The 13,857-nt window shown below is 60.0% G+C and carries 13 protein-coding genes and 1 pseudogene; 12 read left to right on the top strand and 2 right to left on the bottom strand.

Annotation, left to right across the window (positions count from 1 at the left end; all coding sequences use genetic code 11):
• Positions 1-66: 66 nt before the first annotated feature.
• The 3 genes from ligD to dinB all read left to right on the top strand — a co-directional run bounded on the left by ligD (position 67) and on the right by dinB (position 3,175).
• Complete coding sequence (ligD, locus tag AGR1_RS25540) at positions 67-1,119, top strand: non-homologous end-joining DNA ligase (protein WP_149148775.1); 1,053 nt, start codon at positions 67-69, stop codon at positions 1,117-1,119.
• Positions 1,120-1,176: 57 nt separating this feature from the next.
• Complete coding sequence (locus AGR1_RS25545; RefSeq protein WP_149148776.1) at positions 1,177-1,950, top strand: SOS response-associated peptidase; 774 nt, start codon at positions 1,177-1,179, stop codon at positions 1,948-1,950.
• A gap of 118 nt (positions 1,951-2,068) precedes the next feature.
• Positions 2,069-3,175 carry a DNA polymerase IV gene (gene dinB / locus AGR1_RS25550; protein WP_187772296.1) on the top strand — a complete coding sequence of 369 codons (1,107 nt, stop codon included), beginning with the start codon at positions 2,069-2,071 and terminating at the stop codon, positions 3,173-3,175.
• 54 nt (positions 3,176-3,229) lie between these two features.
• Here the strand turns inward: dinB and AGR1_RS25555 are convergent, their stop codons facing one another.
• A complete protein-coding gene (locus AGR1_RS25555) occupies positions 3,230-3,868 on the bottom strand; it encodes a TetR/AcrR family transcriptional regulator (RefSeq protein ID WP_149148777.1) in 639 nt (212 codons plus the stop codon).
• A 217-nt stretch (positions 3,869-4,085) separates the two neighbouring features.
• Here AGR1_RS25555 and AGR1_RS25560 point away from each other — a divergent pair, with 217 nt between their 5' ends.
• The 4 genes from AGR1_RS25560 to dctP (AGR1_RS25575) are packed head-to-tail and all read left to right on the top strand — an operon-like array spanning position 4,086 to position 8,765.
• Positions 4,086-4,970: a shikimate dehydrogenase gene (locus tag AGR1_RS25560; protein ID WP_149148778.1), complete on the top strand. Its 885-nt coding sequence runs from the start codon at positions 4,086-4,088 to the stop codon at positions 4,968-4,970.
• Positions 4,967-6,856 carry a sugar phosphate isomerase/epimerase and 4-hydroxyphenylpyruvate domain-containing protein gene (locus tag AGR1_RS25565; RefSeq protein WP_149148779.1) on the top strand — a complete coding sequence of 630 codons (1,890 nt, stop codon included), beginning with the start codon at positions 4,967-4,969 and terminating at the stop codon, positions 6,854-6,856. The genes AGR1_RS25560 and AGR1_RS25565 overlap by 4 nt, the downstream gene beginning before the upstream one ends.
• The gene (locus AGR1_RS25570) at positions 6,853-7,746 is read left to right on the top strand and encodes an SMP-30/gluconolactonase/LRE family protein (RefSeq protein WP_149148780.1); all 894 of its coding nucleotides are present in this window, start codon (positions 6,853-6,855) and stop codon (positions 7,744-7,746) included. Before AGR1_RS25565 ends, AGR1_RS25570 begins: the two co-directional genes overlap by 4 nt.
• Positions 7,747-7,778: 32 nt before the next feature.
• Positions 7,779-8,765, top strand: coding sequence for a TRAP transporter substrate-binding protein DctP (gene dctP, locus AGR1_RS25575; RefSeq protein WP_210248757.1), 987 nt, complete (start codon positions 7,779-7,781; stop codon positions 8,763-8,765).
• A 19-nt stretch (positions 8,766-8,784) separates the two neighbouring features.
• On the opposite strand, the gene AGR1_RS25580 is transcribed toward dctP (AGR1_RS25575), so the two are convergent.
• Positions 8,785-9,459: a GntR family transcriptional regulator gene (locus AGR1_RS25580; protein ID WP_149148781.1), complete on the bottom strand. Its 675-nt coding sequence runs from the start codon at positions 9,457-9,459 to the stop codon at positions 8,785-8,787.
• Between the two features lie 206 nt (positions 9,460-9,665).
• Here AGR1_RS25580 and dctP (AGR1_RS25585) point away from each other — a divergent pair, with 206 nt between their 5' ends.
• The 5 genes and pseudogenes from dctP (AGR1_RS25585) (at position 9,666) to AGR1_RS25605 (ending at position 13,786) form a co-directional block, all read left to right on the top strand.
• Entirely contained in the window at positions 9,666-10,655 is a 990-nt protein-coding gene (gene dctP / locus AGR1_RS25585; RefSeq protein ID WP_149148782.1) for a TRAP transporter substrate-binding protein DctP, read from the top strand.
• 87 nt (positions 10,656-10,742) lie between these two features.
• Positions 10,743-11,243 (top strand): TRAP transporter small permease subunit, encoded by a 501-nt coding sequence (locus AGR1_RS25590; protein WP_149148783.1) that lies wholly within the window; start codon positions 10,743-10,745, stop codon positions 11,241-11,243.
• 14 nt (positions 11,244-11,257) lie between these two features.
• A complete protein-coding gene (locus AGR1_RS25595; protein WP_149148784.1) occupies positions 11,258-12,559 on the top strand; it encodes a TRAP transporter large permease in 1,302 nt (433 codons plus the stop codon).
• A gap of 11 nt (positions 12,560-12,570) precedes the next feature.
• A complete protein-coding gene (locus AGR1_RS25600) occupies positions 12,571-13,020 on the top strand; it encodes a type II 3-dehydroquinate dehydratase (RefSeq protein WP_149148785.1) in 450 nt (149 codons plus the stop codon).
• A gap of 15 nt (positions 13,021-13,035) precedes the next feature.
• Positions 13,036-13,786, top strand: a pseudogene (locus AGR1_RS25605) (IS6 family transposase).
• Positions 13,787-13,857 lie beyond the last annotated feature (71 nt).

The raw sequence follows: 13,857 nt of genomic DNA on the forward strand, positions 1-13,857 counted from the left end.
GGTGGATAGCGGGGATGGAAGCAAAGCGTCACAATGTTCTTAAGATTTTCGTGCTGAACTCTCCCAATGACGAAGCCACCGAGATCAAAGCCGCTCCTTCGTGATACCGAAGCCCCGATCCGCTCAAAGCCGCGTCGGAAGCGCAATCCCGCACAGCCACAGCTTCTGTTCGACCCGATGCCCGAGCGCGTCGAGCCGGCGCTTGCACAGCTGAAGGCGCATCCGCCACAAGGCGACCAATGGGGCTGGGAGCTGAAATGGGACGGCTATCGCTTGGCTGTTCATATCGAGGCCACAGGGATCCGCATCCTCACCCGCGGTGGCCATGACTGGACGCACCGGTTTCCGGCGATAGAACAGGCAGCCCGGGCTCTCGGACCGGCGACGATGATCATCGATGGCGAAGCGGTGGTGCTTGACGACGAAGGGCGGCCGGATTTCGGGCTGCTGCAGCAATCGCTTGGCGCTTCCGGCAAGACGGCCGGAAATCGAGCCTCGGACGCCATTCTCTATGCTTTCGATCTCCTCTATCTCGACGGCCACGATCTGCGGGAGATCGAATACCGATCACGCCGGCATCTTCTCGAGGATACGATAAAGGCGAATGACGGCGCCGTCCGTCTATCGGAAACACTCGACGCACAACCGGACGTCCTGTTGGAGCATGTCCGCAGCCTTGGCCTCGAGGGGATCGTCGGCAAGCGTCTCGATCAGCCCTATCGCTCCGGCCGGACTGGCGACTGGGTCAAGATCAAGTGCGTTAAGAGCGAAGCCTTCATGGTTGTCGGCTACGAGCAATCGGCAGCATCGCCAACGGGCTTCGCATCGCTGGCGCTTGCCGCCTATCGCAGTGATGAGCTCGTCCATGTCGGAAACGTCGGCACGGGCTTCAAGGACGCCGAGATGATCAGGCTACGCAAGATACTCGACAAACTCCGCTGGAAGCGAAAGCAGCCACCTGTCGCCTTTGCTGAAAAATCAGATATCGTCTGGGTCGAGCCGACCCTGATCGCCGAGATCGAGTTTAGGACATGGACGGGCGACGGTAAGTTGCGGCATGCTTCCTACAAGGGCCTGCGGGAACGGCAGGACAATGCCGACGTTTACAAACTCGACTAGACGCAGGCGGAACTCACCGGACAAACTGCATTCGGTCGCAACGGAGGAAGTGCTGCCATGTGCAATCTTTACCGGATGGAGGACAGGGACTGGGTCTCGAAATGGGCCCAGGACGCCGAAAGTTTTATCAACCTGATGCCGGCCTACCAAATGAACCCCGACCAGATGGGGCCGATCGTCAGAAACACGGCTGACGGAAAAAAGCAGCTCGTCCATGCACGCTGGGGCCTGCCATCGCCGATTTTCGTGCAAAAGAAGGCTGCCGAAGCTCGGGCAGAGAAACTGAGAGCCAAAGGTCAGGCCGTTAACATGGATGAGCTTATCCGCATGGAACCGGATCGGGGCGTGACCAATGTCCGCAAGCTCAACCTGCCGCACTGGACGCGCTGGTTCGGCATCGAACATCGATGCCTCGTGCCGGTCACCAGCTTTGCCGAACCCGATCCGGCAAGTCAGGAACCCGGCGGCAAAGTGCCGAATGCCTGGTTTGCCCGCGACGAGGCAAAATCGCTGATGTTCTTCGCCGGCATCCATGTGCCGCAGTGGAAGAGCGTCCGAAAAGTCCGGGACGGGATGACCACTGACGATCTCTATGGCTTCCTGACCACGGATCCGAATGATCTCGTCAAGCCGATCCATGAGAAGGCCATGCCCGTCCTGCTGCAGACGAAGGAGGAAACCGACGCCTGGATGCAGGCGCCATGGGAAGAGGCAAGGCACCTCGCCCGTCCACGCCCGAACGATGCGCTGATCATTTTATCGCGTGAACCCTATGGGTCATCGATCGTATTAAAGTCTGGCGAGCTCGTTGAACAGCCTACCCTTCTATAGGCGGACCAGGCGTCGGCGAGTTTTGGCCCCTAAAGGAAGGGTTTGCGATCGGTAAGGACAGTGATATGTTCACTGTCTGTTCTGATAACCTACCTGACGTATGGCTGCCGGAAGAACCATGACAAATACTTTTCCCGCAACAGAGACCATCCGCAAAATCATCCATGTGGACATGGATGCCTTCTATGCCTCGGTTGAGCAGCGGGATAATCCGGAGCTGCGCGGTAAACCGCTGGCCGTCGGCGGTGCTGCCGCCCGAGGTGTGGTGGCGGCCGCCAGCTATGAGGCCCGTAAGTTCGGTGTTCATTCCGCCATGCCGTCGGTCACGGCGGCGCGCAAATGCCCGGATCTGATTTTCGTAAAGCCGCGCTTCGAAGTCTACCGGGCGGTCTCGCAGCAGATCCGGGAGATCTTTGCCGAATACACGCCATTGATCGAGCCGCTGTCGCTGGACGAAGCTTATCTCGACGTGACGGAAAACCTGAAGGGCATGCCTGTCGCCACGGAGATCGCGCTGGAAATTCGCGCGAAGATTAAGGCGGTGACTGGTCTCAACGCATCGGCCGGGATTTCCTACAACAAGTTTTTGGCAAAGATGGCGTCCGACCTTAACAAGCCCAACGGTCAGGCCGTGATCACGCCGAAGAACGGTCCGGCCTTTGTGGAGCAACTTGCGGTCAAAAAATTCCACGGCGTCGGCCCAGCGACTGCCGAGAAGATGCACCGGCTCGGGATCGAGACCGGGGCGGATCTGAAAGCGCAGTCGCTAGCCTTCCTGGCGCAGCATTTCGGAAAGTCTGGGCCCTACTTTTATGGCATTGCTCGCGGTGTCGATAACAGCCAGGTTCGCCCGGACCGCGTCCGAAAATCGGTTGGCGCCGAGGATACGTTCAGCGAGGATATCAACGATCTTGATCTTGCGACGAGCGAGCTGAGGCCTCTGGCGGACAAGGTCTGGAGTTATTGCGAAGCCAGAGCATTTAGCGGCAAGACAGTCACCGTGAAAATCAAATACTCGGACTTTACTCAGGCGACGCGCAGCAGGACCACCGCCCTGCCCTTTGTCAACTGTAACGAGATTTTCGAGGCAGCAACCGGGCTGCTGGCGACGGTTTATCCATTCAAGCGGCCGGTGCGCCTTTTGGGCGTAACGCTATCGTCGCTCACCCATGATCGTCAAAGAGATAACGATCAGGATCAGTCGCAACTGGATTTCGGGATGTAGACAGAAGCGAGAAAGCCTGCTGCGGGAGGATGTGCATCGCTTCGTTGAGATTGCTTATGCTTTTAGGTAATCCAGCACCGCGTCCGCGACCATGGTCTTGTGGCGGTTGTAAAGCTCTGGTGCAGAGAGGTCGCGGCGGAAGATCGTGCCGAAGGTGTAGCGATTGGATACGCGGAAGAAGCAGAAGGCGCTGATCAGCATATGTAGGTCAATGGGGTCGACATCGCGGCGGAAACTGCCATCGGCGCGTCCGCGCTCGAGGATGTCGGCCAGCGTATTGATGATCGAGATGTTGAGCTCGCGGATCTCGCTCGATCGCTGCATGTGGGCGGCCTGGTGAATGTTCTCGATGCTGACGAGCCGGACGAAGTCTGGATTGGCCTCGTCATGGTCGAAGGTGGTACCGATCAGCGTGCGCAGGGCCAGTTCCGGGCGCATGTTCGACAGTTCGAGATCGGCCTCGAGCGAGCGGATCTTGCGATAGGCGCGCTCGAGCACCGCGAGGTAGAGCGCCTCCTTGGAGCCGAAATAATAGTAGATCATACGCTTGGAAGTGCGCGTCCTCGCAGCGATCGCGTCGACGCGGCCGCCCGCGAGGCCATGCGTCGTGAATTCCTCGGTCGCAACACTCAGAATGTCCTGCCGCGTCTTCTCCGGATCGTTCTTGCGTGAAAGGCGTGGCTCGTTGGCCATGGTAGACATGTTCTCCTGTCGCGCGGTCGTTGTAGCGCCGATGCTTCCCCTATCGCTTCATAAAGCACAACGCCTCCCCGTTTCAACCGAGCCTCGGCGACAATGTTGACACGAACTAGTTAGTACATTATTGAAAACGTATCGAAGCGCACCAGGGAGGAGACCGGGTGTCCTGAGGGTGAGGAGCTTGCCCCAGCCGATACCGTGTCGTTGCGAGATGCAGTCCACACCATCCAGTTTTAAAGCCGGTCTGATCGGCTCAGGTATTCAGCAGTCGCTTACGCCGGCCATGCACATGACCGAAGGCCGCAACCTTGGCGTTGGCTATGACTATGCGATAATCGACCTCACTGAGATCGAGGGTGGCGCCGACAGGCTGGCCGACACGCTCGCGCGGTCCGAGGCGCAAGGTTTTTGCGGGCTCAATATCACCCATCCCTGCAAGCAGGAGGTCATTCCACTGCTCGATACACTGTCGCCAGAGGCCATGAAGCTCGGCGCGGTCAACACCGTCGTGTTGAAGGATGGCAAGCGCCATGGCCACAACACCGACTGGTGGGGTTTCGCGGAGGGCTTCCGTCGTGGCCTGCCGGGCGCAGATCTTTCGAAGGTCGTGCAGCTTGGCGCCGGCGGCGCGGGAGCCGCGACCGCCTTCGCGATCCTGATGCTCGGCGCCGCCCGTCTGTCGATCGTTGACCGCGATGCGGGGCGTGCGCGGCAGCTGGCCGGTGTTATGCGGGATCTCTTTCCCGAGGCCGTGGTCGACGTTGGTCTGGAGGCGGCCGATGTCATGCCTGGCGCGAGCGGCCTTATCCATGCGACACCGACCGGCATGGCCAAGCATCCGGGTCTGCCTTTGTCCGAAAACCTGCTGCGGCCGGACCTCTGGGTGTCGGAAATCGTCTATTTCCCGCTGGAGACGGAGCTTCTGGCGACGGCGCGCAAAAAGGGCTGCAAGGTGCTCAATGGCGGCGGCATGGCCGTGTTCCAGGCTGTTGGTGCGTTCCGGCTCTTCACCGGTCTCGCGCCCGACGCCGATCGCATGCTCGCGCATTTTCGTTCGCTGACAGCGAGCCAAGGAGTAGTGAGGGCCGCAGAATGAAAACCTCGATTGCAACGGTATCCATCAGCGGCGAGCTTCCGGACAAGCTGGAGGCGATCGCCAAGGCCGGTTTCGACGGTGTCGAGATTTTCGAGAACGACTTCCTGGCCTTCGACGGCAGCCCGCGTGATGTCGGGCGGATGGTGCGCGATCTCGGGATGGAGATCACGCTGTTCCAGCCGTTTCGCGATTTCGAAGGCATGCCGGAAGAATTCCGAGCCCGTACCTTCGATCGCGCGGAACGCAAGTTCGATGTGATGCAAGAACTGGGCGCGGACCTTCTGCTCGTCTGCTCCAACGTTTCCGGCGTGTCGCTCGGCGGCATAGACCGGGCGGCGGCCGATTTTCGCGAACTGGGCGAGCGGGCGGCGACACGTGGCTTGCGGGTTGGGTACGAGGCGCTTGCCTGGGGGCGGCATATCAGTGATCATCGCGACGCTTGGGAGATCGTGCGGCGCGCCGACCATCCCTCGATTGGCCTGATCCTCGACAGCTTCCACACGCTGTCACGCAAGATTGACACGAATTCGATCCGCTCGATCCCGAAGGACAAGATCTTCATCGTTCAGCTGGCGGATGCGCCGTTGATCGACATGGACCTGCTCTACTGGAGCCGCCATTTCCGCAATATGCCCGGCGAGGGCGACCTTCCGGTCGCGGAATTCACAGCCGCTGTCGCCGACACGGGCTATGACGGCTATCTCTCGCTCGAGATTTTCAACGACCAGTTCCGGGGTGGCTCGACGCGTGAGATCGCCGCGGACGGCCATCGTTCGCTGATCTATTTGGGCGACCAGGTGGCGCGTCGCCAAAAGACGACAGGGCTGACCGTGCCCGCCATGCCCGACCGGGCGGCGATCAGAGAGGTGGGGTTCATCGAATTCGTCACCGACGAAGATGATGCCGCAGGCCTGGTGAGCCTGCTAAAGACGATGGGCTTCCGGAAGACCGCCGTTCATCGCAGCAAAAAGGTATCCGTCTATCAGCAGGGAGCGATTCGGCTGCTGGTCAATACCGAGGACGCTGGCTTCGCCAGCACGACCCAGGCGATTCACGGAACGTCGGCCTATGCGGTGGCGTTGGCTGTTGACGACGCCCAGGCCGCGCTGTCGCGCGCTGTGGCACTTAATGCGGAACCCTTTAGCCAGGCGGTGGCGGGGGGCGAACTCGACATCCCGGCCATCCGCGGCGTCGGCGGCGGGCTAATCTATCTGCTCGACGGGAAAAGCGATCTCGGCCGTTTCGCCGAGATCGACTTTCTTCCGGCGGGAGAGGAGGACGGCGTGCGCGATGTCGGCCTCAGACGGATCGACCACCTCGCGCAGACTGTGGGCTATGACGAGATGCTCACCTGGATCCTGTTCTACACCTCGATCTTCGCTACCCATAAGTCGCCGATGGTGGACATCATCGATCCGGCCGGTGTGGTGCGCAGTCAAGTGATCGAGAATGACAGCGGCAGTTTCCGCCTGACCATGAACGGTGCGGAGAACAGGCGCACGTTGGCCGGCCATTTCATCGCGGAGAAGTTCGGTTCGGCCATCCAGCACATCGCTTTCGAAACCGCCGATATCTTCGCGACGGCCGCCGCGCTCCAGGAAAACGGCTTCCGGCGGTTGCAGATCTCACCGAATTACTACGGCGACGTGGAGGCTCGGTACGGACTGGACCCTGAACTTACCGACCGGCTGCGGCACGAGAACATCCTCTACGACCGTGACGAGCACGGCGAGTATTTTCAGCTCTACAGCGAGACCTATGGCGAGGGCTTCTTCTTCGAGATCGTCCAGCGCCGGGAATATCGAGGCTACGGGGCTCCGAACGCAATCTTCCGCATCGCCGCGCTAAAGAAATTGATCAGACCGGAAGGCATGCCCCAGCAATGACCATCAATACCATCGATTCCCGCCGCGTTGAATGTGTGGTGCAGACGAACGACCAGCTTGGGGAAACGCCGCTATGGTGCGAACGCAGCAACAAACTGTGGTGGCTCGACATTGAAAAACCGAAACTGCAGTGTCTCGACACGGTTACGGGGCGCCATCATGTCCAGGTCTTTCCCGAGGCGACCCATCTCGGTAGTCAGGCGTTGACGGAATCGGGAGGGCATCTTCTCGCCCGCGATCTCGATCTGCTGCTGCGCACGGAGGACGGCACGCTGTCGCCCTTCGTCACGGTCGAGCGGGATATCGACAACCGCCTCAACGACGGGCGGGTCGATCGCTGGGGACGTTTGTGGATCGGCACCATGGACAACGAACTGCACCGAGCGAATGGCGGGCTTTACCGGATCGACGCGGCGGGTGCAGTGGAGAAGCTGTTCGGCGACGTGATCGTCAGCAACGGCATCGCGTTTTCGCCGGACGGCCGTCGCTTCCATTTCACCGATACGCGCCGCTACACCAGCTATGTCTTCGACATGGATCCCGAGGACGGCGAGATTAGTGGGCGCCGTGTGTTCGCGGACTATTCAACGACGGGCGAACGGCCGGACGGGGCGTGTTTCGACGCCGATGGCGGGTTGTGGACGGCGTTCTTCGCCGGTGGCCGCGTCGTGCGCTATGCACCGGACGGACGCATCGACACCGTTGTGCACCTGCCGACCACGAACCCGACCTGCGTCTGCTTCGGCGGGTCCGACTACAGGACGCTCTATGTCACGACAGCCGCGAAGTTCCTGTCGGACGTGCAGCGGGAGAAGGAGCCGCTGGCGGGCGCTTTGTTCGCCATTGAGGGAGTGGCTCAGGGAATTCCGGAAAACCGGTTCGATATTTGATCAAGAAAACAGGATTTGAGGAGGAAAAATCCATGAGAGACATCACAAGACGTCAGTTGCTTGCGGGCTCGGCGATGACGGCGGCCATGATCGGCCTGCCGCGAGTGGCGCTGGCGGCGACCAAGCTGCGGTTCGCCGATGTGACGACTGATGATGCGCCGCGTTCGCAGGCGCTGCTCAACATCTTCGCTAAGGAACTCGGCGCCGACTACGAATTCACGCCCTTCTTCAACTCCACACTGTTCCGCCAGGGAACGGAACTCGTTGCCGTCCAGCGTGGAAATCTCGACATGGCGCTGCTGCCGCCGTCCGATTTCGCCAAGCAGGCACCCGAATTCGACATTCTTGGCGCGGCCTATGTGGTGCGGGATTCCGCGCATCTGTCGCGCATCTTCGATAGCGAGATCGGCGCGGAATTCCGCAAGGTCGCGCGCGAGAAACTCAATGTCGAGATCCTTGCTCCCGCCTATTACGGGCGCCGTCAGCTCAATCTGCGCGGTAAGAACAAGGTGATGAAGCCAGAGGACCTGGCAGGCGTCAAGCTGCGCATGCCCGGCGGCGAGAGCTGGCAGTTCCTCGGCCAGTCGCTCGGGGCCAACCCGGTAGCGATGGACTATGCCGAGGTCTATACCGGCCTGCAGACCGGCGCGATAGATGGGCAGGACAATCCCTTGCCCAACGACAAGCTCATGAAATTCTACGAAGTGACAAACCAGATCATTCTGACCGGCCACAATGTCGGCTTCGGTCTGCTGCTGATCAGTGCAAAGGTCTTTGACGGCCTGCCGGCGGACGAGCAGTCGCGCATGCGAGAATTGGCGAAGAAGGCCTTTGCCTGGAGTACGGCGGAATACGAAAAGCAGGAAGCCGAGCTGGTCGAGTTCTTCAAGCAAGAGGGGCTCGACGTCTACGAGCCGGATGTCGACGCCTTCCGCGCCCACGCGCAGAAGGAATATCTGGCGTCATCGCTGTCCAGTTCGTGGCCAGCGGGTATGCTGGAGCGGATCAACGCGCTCTGAGCGCCGAGGGGCGGCCGAATCAGCCGAAACGGCCGCTTCTCAGCACATGGCTGGTTCCGTTGTGGACATGTTCCGCGAGGATCGCCAGGGCTCCCGCGGTGTCGCGTCTGAGTGCGAGTTCGAAGAGCTTGCGGTGGTCGTCGGCGACGGCCTGTCCACGAAAGCTTTCCGCCAGCAAATGGTAACGCAGGAAGCGGTCGAAGACGGTGGAGAGCATCGCCATCAGACTGGAGGACCGGCAGGCCGAGACAAGCGCCAGGTGGAATTCCCAGTCGTAGCGGACCCAGTCAACTGTGCGCACGTTTTCGCCCTGCAGCAGTCCGCGCTCGATGACGGCGAGCCTGTGATGGGCGGCGACGAGACGGGCCTCCCAGTCGAGGTCGCCCTCGGCGAGGGAGGTTTGTAAGGCGTGGCCTTCGAGCAGGACGCGCAGATCGGCAAGCTCGAGAAGTTCGGCGCGGGTGGCGGGCCTGACGATGAAGCCGCGCTGACCCTCGGCGACCACCAGCGTTTCGGCCGCGAGGTGATTGAGGATCTCGCGCAAGGTCGAGGCGCTCACGGAGTATCGCTCGCGCACCTGCTCGATCTTCAGCCGCGATCCCGGGGGAAGCGTGCCGGAGATTATGTCGGCGCGAATGCGCCTGTGAGCGTTCTCGCCCGTGGTTTCGGTGGGCGGAGTGACGGAGCCTGTCATGCTGTATTCCCATTTTTTCGCAGGATATCGGATGAAAGGCAAAATACCAGATGAAATGAAAAATATATGTCGATTCGGCTGCTGCCAATTGACTTGAATGAACCATTTAGTACAATTTTCGTATCGGCAAATCTGGAGGATGGCCGAGGGAAAGAGGGAAGGTCGACCCGCAAGGTGCGATAACGACCGCAGAGGAGGATAAATCCATGACATTTGAACTGACCCGGCGCCATTTCCTTGGCGCCAGCGCGGCGCTGGCCGGCGGCGCGTTCGCCCTGCCGGCCCTGGCTCAGGACAAGGCCGAACTGAAGTTCTCGGCGGTATTCTCGGAACAGGACATCCGCGCGAACATGATCAAGATCTTCGCGGAAGCCGTAAGCGGTTCCTTCAATGTCCAGCCCTACTATGGCGGCACGCTGTTCAAGCAGGGGACGGAACTTGTCGCGCTTCAACGCGGCAACCTGCAGATGGGCAACATCGCGCCGCAGGACATTTCCAAGCAGATTCCAGAATGGTCGGTCTTGACCTCGGCCTATCTGTTCCGCGACGCCGCGCATGTGACGGCGTTTTTCGCCAGTGATATTGGGGCAGAGTTCAAGCAGATGGCCGAGGACAAGCTCGGCATTCATATTCTTGGCCCCACCTATTTCGGCGCGCGCCAGGTTGGACTGAAGCCGAACAAGAAAATCAATACGCCGGCCGACATGGCGGGCATCAAGCTGCGCATGCCCGGCGGTGACGCCTGGCAGTTCCTTGGCGAAGCGCTCGGCGCCAATCCGGTGCCGCTGGCCTACGCGGAAGTCTATACCGGGCTTCAGACCGGCGCGATCGACGGGCAAGACAATCCGCTTCCGAACGTCAAGAACATGAAGTTCTACGAGGTCATGTCGCAGATCGTCATGACGTCCCATCTTGTTGGCTATGACCTGCTCACGGTTTCCTCGGAGGTCTGGAAGGCGATGGACGCCGACACGCGGAAGACGTTCCAGGAGGCGGCCAACAAGGCCATGGCGTGGAGCCAGGAGCAGCACCTCGCCCAGGAGCAGTCGCTGGTCAAGGAGTTCAAGGACGCCGGGCTCGAGATCTACACGCCGGACATTGACGCGTTCCGAAAGTTTGCTCAGGACAAGTATCTGAGTTCCGATCTCGCAAAATCCTGGCCAGCTGGCGTCCTGGAAAAGGTTGCCGCGATCTGATCGGGCCTGGTGCTGATCCAGCTATCCGCACAGGAGATGCGGTGTGTCCGGCGCCCCGCGCGCCGGACTTCTTATCGGGAGGAAATCGTGACGGATAAATTGCGACCCATCGGCGCGTGGCTCAGACGCCGCGCTGAAAACCTGCTGGCGCTGATGTTGCTGGCGATGTTCGTAGCCTTCCTGCTGCAGATCCTTTTCCGCTATGCCCTCAATCTTTCCGTTGGCTGGACCAACGAACTGAGCGTGGTCCTGTGGATGTGGCTCGTGTTGTTCGGTTCGGCCTTCGTCATCCGCGAGATCGATGAAATCCGCTTCGACTTGCTGTGGGCGAGCGCGACGGGCCGGATGCGCCGGGCCATGCAGATCATGTCGTCGCTGGCGCTTGTCACCTTGTTCGGAATCTCGCTGCCCGGCGTCATCGACTACGTTAGCTTCATGAAGGTCGAGAGTACCGCCTACATGAAGATCCGTTTCGACTACCTCTATTCGATCTACGTGGTTTTCGCCGTGGCGATGATCATCCGTTACGTCTGGCTCGGCGTGCAGGCCCTTCGGTCCGCGTCAGTCGATGATGACGACAACCACTGAACAGGAACGGTTTCGTGAGCTCCATAAGCCCCTTTTCCGCCTCGCTCGTCCTCATCACCGTCCTGGCCCTTGTCGGCATGCCCATCGGCCTGTCAATGATGGTCGGCTCGATCCTCTATCTCTGGATGGCAGGCCTCGATCTTGGCACGGTCGCCGAGCAATTTCTCAACGGCATGTATTCGAACTATGTCATTCTTGCCGTGCCGCTGTTTGTTCTGGCTGCGGAATTCATGAATATCGGGTCGATGACCGAGCGGCTGCTGAGCTTTTGCAACCTGATTGTAGGTCGATTTCGGGGCGGTCTGGCGCTCGTCAACGTGGTGCAGAGTATCATCTTCGCCGGCATGTCCGGATCGGCAATCGCCGATGCCGCCGGCACTGGCGGACTGATGCATGCGATGATGACGAAGAACGGTCGCTATCCTTCGAGCTTTGCCGCCGCGCTGACCGCCGTTACCTCAGTCATCGGGCCAATCATTCCGCCATCGATCCCGATGGTGGTTTATGCACTGGTCTCGGATGCCTCGATCGGCTATCTCTTCCTCGCGGGCATGCTGCCTGGCTTGTTGATGGCGTCGTTGCAGGCGCTGCAAATCTTCATTACCGCGCGCCGACGCAATTTTCCGGTGGAAGAGGCGGTAGCACTGCGCGAGGTGCCGAAGATCACCTGGCGGGCGCTGCCGGCGCTGATGATGCCGGTGATCCTGCTCGGTTGCATCTATAGCGGGATCACCACGCCGACCGAGGCAGCCGCGATCGCTGCCGGCTACGCTTTGCTGGTGTCGACGGTCATCTACCGCAGCATTTCTCCCGCGCGCTTTTACGAAGCGCTTTCGAAAAGCGCCAAAACGACAACCACCATCGGCATGCTGATCGCCGGCTCGCTCGTCTTCAACTATGTCGTGACGCTCGAGAATATTCCCGACAAGCTGCGGCTGGTGATGATGGGTTGGGATCTGGGACCGGTCGGTTTTCTGATCTTCGTCAACGTCGTGTTGTTGCTGTTTGGTTGCGTTCTCGAAGGCACGGCCATCCTGTTGATCATTGTGCCGGTCTTCATTCCGACGGCCCAGACACTTGGTATCGACCTTGTCCATTTCGGCGTAGTCGTCGTCGTCAACATCATGCTTGGGCTGGTCACGCCACCCTACGGGCTGCTTCTGTTCATCGTCGCGAAGATCTCCGGCGCGCCGATGCGAGCAATTGTGCGTGATGCCACGCCATTCATCCTTTGGATGGTGGTGTCGCTCGTCATCATCACATTCGTTCCCGACCTGGTGCTGTGGCTGCCGCGCCTGTTCGGATATCAAGGCTAGGATCACATATCATGACCAACAAGAAGCCCCTCTATGTCCTGAACGGACCCAACCTCAACCGTCTTGGCAAGCGCGAGCCCGAAATCTACGGCACGACGACCCTGGCGGAGGTCGAGGCCATGTGCCGCGAGGCCGCCGGCGACCGGCCGCTGATCTTCGCCCAGACCAATAGCGAGGAAAAGCTGATCGATCTCGTGCATGAGGCGATCGACGAGGGCGCGGGAATCATTATAAACCCGGCCGCCTTCACCTTCACCTCGCTCGCCCTGCTCGACGCACTGAAGATGTTCAAGGGGCCGATCATCGAGTTCCACATCTCCAACGTCCATCGTCGGGAGTCGATCTATCATCGGTCCTTTGTCTCGATGACGGCGACGACTGTGATGGCGGGCCTCGGCGCGACCGGCTATCCCGTCGCTGTGCGCGCCATCGAGAACCTCATCGCCGCGCAAAAGTGCTGACGGCACTCCGCGGAGCTGTCACGTTGTCCGTGGCTTAACTGTTGCTGGATAATCGGACGTGATGAGCGCACCGACCATCAGCTACAAGAACCACCATTTCCCACCGCAGATCATCGCCCATGCAGTCTGGCTGTATTTCCGGTTTCCATTAAGTTTACGGCTGGTGGAAGAAATGCTGCTGGAGCGCGGCATTGCTGTGTCCTGCGAAACGATCCGGCGCTGGGGCCGCAAATTCGGCTCGGCCTACGCAAAGCAACTGCGTAAAATGACGCCGTCGCGAATGGATATCTGGCATCTGGACGAGGTGGTCGTGACGATCGGCGGTCGAAAGCACTGGCTTTGGCGAGCTGTCGACCAGGACGGATATGTTCTCGACGAGATCGTGCAGGTGCGTCGCGACACCAAGGCTGCCAAGCGATTGTTGATCAGACTGCTGAAGAAGCAAGGCCTCGCGCCAAAGAGAATTGTAACCGATAAACTGCGTTCATACGGGGCAGCAAAGCGAGATGTGATGCCGGCCATCGAGCATAGATCACACAAGGGCCTCAACAACCGTGCGGAAAATTCCCATCTACCGCTGAGAAAACGAGAACGAGTGATCGAGGGCTTCCGAACTGTGGGCGGCCTGCAACGATTTATCTCGGTGTTTTCAGCAGTCAGAAATCATTTCGTCCCGTCGCACCAGAAGCACTCAGCCCTTGCCACCCACATTCATCGGATCCGCGCTATGGCGCAGTGGAAGGCCGTGACCGGCGCAGCAGCCTGAATCTCATCCGAAAGCGCTTCGTGCGGCCTCAGTGAAAAAACGTGACAACGCCGCCCTGGCGTAAGACGGCA

This window comes from Agrobacterium sp. B1(2019) (assembly GCF_008274755.1).
GTDB lineage: Bacteria > Pseudomonadota > Alphaproteobacteria > Rhizobiales > Rhizobiaceae > Agrobacterium > Agrobacterium salinitolerans.

Bases quoted from the DNA above. Each gene is read 5' to 3' on its own strand.
- dctP (WP_210248757.1), top strand. From the start codon at position 7,779: ATGAGAGACATCACAAGACGTCAGTTGCTTGCGGGCTCGGCGATGACG.
- AGR1_RS25600 (WP_149148785.1), top strand. From the start codon at position 12,571: ATGACCAACAAGAAGCCCCTCTATGTCCTGAACGGACCCAACCTCAAC.
- AGR1_RS25555 (WP_149148777.1), bottom strand. From the start codon at position 3,868: ATGGCCAACGAGCCACGCCTTTCACGCAAGAACGATCCGGAGAAGACG.
- dinB (WP_187772296.1), top strand. From the start codon at position 2,069: ATGACAAATACTTTTCCCGCAACAGAGACCATCCGCAAAATCATCCAT.
- AGR1_RS25565 (WP_149148779.1), top strand. From the start codon at position 4,967: ATGAAAACCTCGATTGCAACGGTATCCATCAGCGGCGAGCTTCCGGAC.
- AGR1_RS25570 (WP_149148780.1), top strand. From the start codon at position 6,853: ATGACCATCAATACCATCGATTCCCGCCGCGTTGAATGTGTGGTGCAG.
- AGR1_RS25580 (WP_149148781.1), bottom strand. From the start codon at position 9,459: ATGACAGGCTCCGTCACTCCGCCCACCGAAACCACGGGCGAGAACGCT.
- ligD (WP_149148775.1), top strand. From the start codon at position 67: ATGACGAAGCCACCGAGATCAAAGCCGCTCCTTCGTGATACCGAAGCC.
- AGR1_RS25545 (WP_149148776.1), top strand. From the start codon at position 1,177: ATGTGCAATCTTTACCGGATGGAGGACAGGGACTGGGTCTCGAAATGG.
- dctP (WP_149148782.1), top strand. From the start codon at position 9,666: ATGACATTTGAACTGACCCGGCGCCATTTCCTTGGCGCCAGCGCGGCG.
- AGR1_RS25560 (WP_149148778.1), top strand. From the start codon at position 4,086: ATGCAGTCCACACCATCCAGTTTTAAAGCCGGTCTGATCGGCTCAGGT.